The following is a 5,524-nucleotide window of genomic DNA, read 5'->3' as shown; positions in this document are numbered from 1 at the left end:
AGCGAGTGAACCTCCATAGTGTTCGCACATATGGATGGCATGACGGGCTGTAAGGAGTTAAGGGATGTGTTCTCTAGATCAATGCAGACACTTTCTTCTGTGAAGTTTTCAGGGAATGAAGCCCGTTAGGGAGAATTCACCTGAAAAATATATATCCAGTGACGATAGCTGTGGGGTCCCACCTGTTCCCATACCGAACACAGTAGTTAAGCCCACATACGTCGAAAGTACTTGGCTGGAAACGGCCCGGGAGGATAGATAGTTGCTGGTTAAGAGAAAGACACTTACCTTGGTGGGTGTTTTTTTGTTGTGCTTAAAATAGATTTTTTTAGAGTCACCATCTTAAGAGATGTTGAAGGTCATATCATAACAATGAAGAGATAAAAAGACTTTATCATATCACGTTAGGAGTGTATATAGTACTGATTTGTGTATTTTTATATATATTTTTGTAGATAAATTTTCTCTTTAGGCTAGTTTTAAAGGAATTTTTTTCTTGTTTGGAGAAAGACAATTAATAATTGACGTTAATGCAAAGCTCTAAGATTAGAGGAGAAGCCAGAGATGATGGAAACTATGCAACCACCTAAGCAAATTTTGCTGGTTGAAGATGATGTTTTGCATAAAGAATTAATCAGCAGGGCTTTTGAGGGAATTGCTGATATGGTTTTATTTTGGGTTGATACCTTAGATAAGGCTAAAAGGCAAATTGCGCAAAAGCAGCCTGATTTGGTTATTGCTGACTGGCGTTTAACAGATGGGTCGGGGATAGATTTGATTACTTCCGCGCAGGCCCACTTTCCCGTCATACTCATGACGAGCTATGGCAATGAGGAACTGGCTGTTCGTTCGATGAAGGCGGGCGTTGCCGATTATTTAGTAAAATCACCGGAGGCTTTCGAAAATCTTCCTAATAATGCAAGAAGAGCATTGCGGGAATGGGATAATATCTTGGCCAGACAAAAGGCGGAAAGGGCGTTGCGGGAGAGTGAGGAACGCTACCGGTTGGCTTCCGAAGGTGCTAATGATGTTATCTGGGATTATGATCCGACAAGCAGAAATATTTATTTTTCCGGTCGATGGATTGATATTTTTCAAATAAAGGAAGGCGTTTCCTGGTGTACATACCGGGAAATTTTACGATATATACATCCTGATGATAGAAAAAAAGTTATTCACAAATGGAAAAGCCATTTGTCTGGTACGAGTGACTTTTTTACTTGCGAATATAGGATTGCCGTGAAGAATTGTGAATATAAATGGATTTTTGCGCGAGGGAAAGCCTTGTATGACGCCGATGGTGTTCTTCTGCGTTTTGCCGGCTCACTGACAGATATAACAGAAAACAAACAAAATTTATTGCGCATAGAAGAACTTGCCTATTTTGACCCTATAACCGGATTGCCCAATCGAGTGACATTTAATGAGCGTCTGGAAGACGTACTCTGTGGTAGTGACGCAAAAGGGTTAGTTTTTTTTATTGATGTTGACTATTTTAACTTTATCAACGATACGTTTGGACACTCTTACGGAGATCGCTGTCTGGCCGAAGTGGCGCGGATGCTGAAGAACGTAAATCTTCCGGGCAGTTTCCTCTGTCGATATGGTGCAGACGAATTCATTATGTTGCTCGACCGGCCTGAAACGGGTATATCGCCGGCGACACTGGCTCAGAAGATTATGGATGTTTTTAAAACCCCACTACATTTAGGGGAGAACTCTTTTTATCTCACCGTTAGCGTGGGTGTTGCCGAATATCCAGCCGATGGGACTACCGCCGATGAATTATTGAAGCACGCCCATGCCGCTATGCATAAAGCAAAAACCAGTGGACGAAACACGTATAAGATGTTTGATCATGCCATTAGCAATGAAATTGCGGAAAAGACGGTATTGGGGACATATTTAAGATCGGCGATGGTAAATAAAGAGTTCTTGCTCCATTATCAGCCGAAAATTGACATGGTGACAGGGCGTATCAGCGGGTTGGAAGCTTTGATTCGTTGGAACAATCCACACCTAGGTATGGTTTCTCCGTTACGTTTTATTCGGTTGGCCGAAGAAATGGGGTTGATTGTGTCCATTGGGTACTGGGTGTTGCAGGAGGCCTGCGATTTTGCTTCCCGTTTATATGAACAGTATCCGGAGCTTCGCATATCGGTCAATTTGTCCAGTGTTCAATTAATGCAAACGGATTTTGTTGAAAAAGTAAAGAGTATTATTGAACAGGCGAATATTCCTCCGCAAATGATTGGTCTGGAGATTACGGAAAGTCTGCTTATGGAATCCTTTACAGCTTCGGTGGGCAAATTAGATAGCTTAAAAAATTTCGGAATGTATATTGAATTGGATGATTTTGGGACAGGCTATTCTTCTTTGAGCTATCTTAAGAATTTACCTATTCATGCTGTAAAGATTGACAAGTCTTTTATTGATGATATTAGCGAAACCAATCGCCACAATAATATCACGGAAGCCATTATTAAGTTAGCTCATATGTTTGGCTTATCTGTGGTGGCGGAAGGAGTGGAGACCCAAGATCAGGCCAGGTTGCTAACTGAATACTGTTGTGATACTTTCCAGGGATATTTTGCCAGTAAACCTTTGCCGGAAGAAGATGTTAAAAGCTTTTTAAAAACGTATAAATATATCTTGCTGTGCCGGGATTGAAGGGTATTAGTTGATAAAAAGGGAGAGGATTACATGAACGGAGAGCCTTTGGTAATTCTGCTGGTAGAAGACAATTTAGATCATGCGGAGTTAATTTTGCGTTGTTTTGAGGAAAACAGAATTAGCAACCGGGTCCTGCATGTAACTGACGGGGAGGCTGCGCTTAATTACCTATACGGTGTAGAGCAGTTTGCCAATCGCTCGGAACACCCTCTTCCCAATCTTATTTTGCTTGATTTAAGGCTGCCTAAAATTGACGGATTGCAGGTGCTGCTCAAGATCAAACAACACGAACGGTTGAAACATATTCCGGTAGTTGTATTATCCTCATCGGAAAGTGAAAAGGATATGATTGCTGCCTATGATAGTTATGTAAATAGTTATGTGATTAAGCCTTTAGATTATGAGCGCTTTATTAGCTTAATGAAAGAACTTAACTTTTATTGGATTGGCTGGAATAAGGTGCCCTATTAATATGATTTTACTGAGTCGTGGGGCAATCAAGAAGGGGGCAGAAAAAATGGTTAGCATAAAAACAGTGCTGCTTGTCTTGATTGCGTCGATTACTTTTATTGTTTTTGGTGTGCAGGCATATTTTATGTTGTCTCAGTTTCACGATACTACTCTGGCTCAAATTAGAACCGGATTAATCAGTCAGGCGGAAAAAGAGGCTAATCAACTATATGTTCCTATCCGGGTGCATGCGAATGATGCGCTCAGTCTTGCTGAGTTGATTGAAACTGTGCCGCAATATGATGAAGCCTTAACCATAAAATTTATGGAGAAATTATCCCTGAAAAACGATGCATTTTCCGGACATTCTTTAGCATTTGAGCCTGGAGTTATTAATCCCGGATCTAATTTTTATTTGCTGTATGTCTATAGAGACAGAAATAATCAAGCGGTTGTAGACTGGTCCTATAATGATAGGCATTATTTTAGCGCGCCCTGGTATAATATGGGGATGGATACGAAGAGTCCCTTTGCTGTTTCCCCGCCTTACCGGGATGTTTACGGGAAGAGTTGGATTAGTATTGTATCACCGGTCATTAAGGATAATAAGCGTATTGGCGTAGCTACTGCCGATTTTACCCTTGATAAACTGCAAGAGTATGTAAACCAATTAAAAGTAGGCAAAAATGGTTATGCCTATATTGTGACATCTGATGGAACTTACTTAGGTACGCAAAAACTTAAAGGCCTGGTAGGCCAGGTTTCCTCAGAATCTGATCAGGAAGCCAAGTTATTGGGAGAAACTATCTTGAAGGACAATGATGCAGGTTTTATGGAATTGAAACAGGCGAATCAGTTTGTCGCGTATGCGCCCATTGGAGAAACCGGATTAAAACTGGCCTTGGTTTATATGGGAGATGAGATAGGCAGCATATTGCAACAAAACATAAGGAATGCTATCTTGTTTTTTTGCAGCATCATGATCGTATATATAGCTATATTGACTTATGTCATTAACCGGCGCATGTTAAACCCTTTAGTCAAATTATCGGCTTCCGTTAATCAGGTCGCCAGTGGCAATTTGTCTCTGGGTCCGATTGAACATGATTATAATGATGAAATCAAGCGAGTATATAATAGCTTTTATAATATGGTTATCTCTCTAAGATCAGCCCAGGCTGATATTGATAATTATACAAAGGATTTGGTCAATAAAAATGCCGAGTTGGAGAGATTTACCTATACGGTTTCTCACGACTTACGAAGTCCGTTGATCACAATTAAAGGGTTTGCCGGAATCATTGGTAAAGATATTGCACAAGGGAAATATGAAAGAGTTCAATCGGACTTAAGTCGCATAAAAAATGCTACAAACAAAATGGCTGAACTTTTGGACGGACTGCTGGAACTTTCCCGAATTGGCAGAATGGCAAATCCCTCAGAGAATGTCTCATTAACCAAACTTTCAAAAGAAGTTGTTGAGCTGTTGAATGAAAGCATCCGGGCTAAACATATTGATATTCACATTCAGGAAGAGATTCCGGAGTTTTGGGGAGATAAAAATCGAATCAGAGAAGTTATGCAAAATCTAATTGAAAACGCAATCAAATTTATGGACAAGCCTAATGGGAAAATCGTAATAGGATATATTACGATTGATGATGAGACCATATATTTTGTAAGTGATAACGGGCCAGGTATCGCACCGCAATACTTTGATAAGATTTTTGGGTTGTTTGACAAACTGGATAATCAGGTGGAAGGTTCAGGAATTGGTCTGGCTTTGGTCAAGCGGATTATTGAATTTCATGGAGGGCAAATTTGGGTGGAAAGTGAAGCGGGTAATGGCGCTGAGTTTTTCTTTACTATAAAAACAAAAGTGGAGCCGGAAGATAGTATGCTTACTCTGAAATCATAATTACTTTACAGGCTTTTTTGTGCAAGACTTTGTTCTCTATTTACATATGTTCTACCGGTGCAGCTTTTCTTTTACGCTTTTAAAGGAGACAAGATCACTGGTCATATTTCGATATAGAAAAAACGAAAATGGTGTTGACATAAGTAACAAGGCATGCTATTATATAAAAGTCGCTGAACACGGCGGCAGGAAATGGTAAGAAAGCCAATAAAAAACAGGTTGACAGGCAAAAGCTGATGTGATAGTATATAAAAGCTGTCGCAAGGCGGCGGTCAACAGGAACTGCGGTAACGCAGTCCGGTGTTCTCTGAAAACTGAACAATGTAAGGTATAAACAATATGCCAGATGTGCGGACTCGTATCACTTAGGTGATACAGTCACAATAAATAATTCTTTAAACAATTATAGAGCCATCAAAAGGCTCCATAAATAAAACTTTATGGAGAGTTTGATCCTGGCTCAGGACGAACGCTGGCGGCGTG

Annotated in this window: 3 protein-coding genes and 1 rRNA gene; all 4 read left to right on the top strand. The window is 40.3% G+C overall.

The features are described from left to right. Positions 1-154: 154 nt before the first annotated feature. The 4 genes from rrf to F3H20_RS19655 all read left to right on the top strand — a co-directional run bounded on the left by rrf (position 155) and on the right by F3H20_RS19655 (position 5,041). Positions 155-271, top strand: a 5S ribosomal RNA gene (gene rrf, locus F3H20_RS19670). A 293-nt stretch (positions 272-564) separates the two neighbouring features. Further along, positions 565-2,670 carry a two-component system response regulator gene (locus F3H20_RS19665; RefSeq protein WP_149736537.1) on the top strand — a complete coding sequence of 702 codons (2,106 nt, stop codon included), beginning with the start codon at positions 565-567 and terminating at the stop codon, positions 2,668-2,670. Positions 2,671-2,703: 33 nt separating this feature from the next. Further along, positions 2,704-3,144, top strand: a complete 441-nt coding sequence (locus F3H20_RS19660; RefSeq protein WP_149736536.1) for a response regulator — start codon at positions 2,704-2,706, stop codon at positions 3,142-3,144. A 1-nt stretch (position 3,145) separates the two neighbouring features. Then, positions 3,146-5,041 (top strand): ATP-binding protein, encoded by a 1,896-nt coding sequence (locus F3H20_RS19655; RefSeq protein ID WP_149736535.1) that lies wholly within the window; start codon positions 3,146-3,148, stop codon positions 5,039-5,041. Positions 5,042-5,524 lie beyond the last annotated feature (483 nt).

Origin of the sequence: Propionispora hippei DSM 15287 (genome assembly GCF_900141835.1) — a bacterium.
In the GTDB taxonomy this organism is placed as follows: Bacteria; Bacillota; Negativicutes; order Propionisporales; family Propionisporaceae; genus Propionispora; species Propionispora hippei.
The sequence above is the reverse complement of the archived record's forward strand: the minus strand, read 5'-3'. Positions and strand labels throughout refer to the sequence as shown.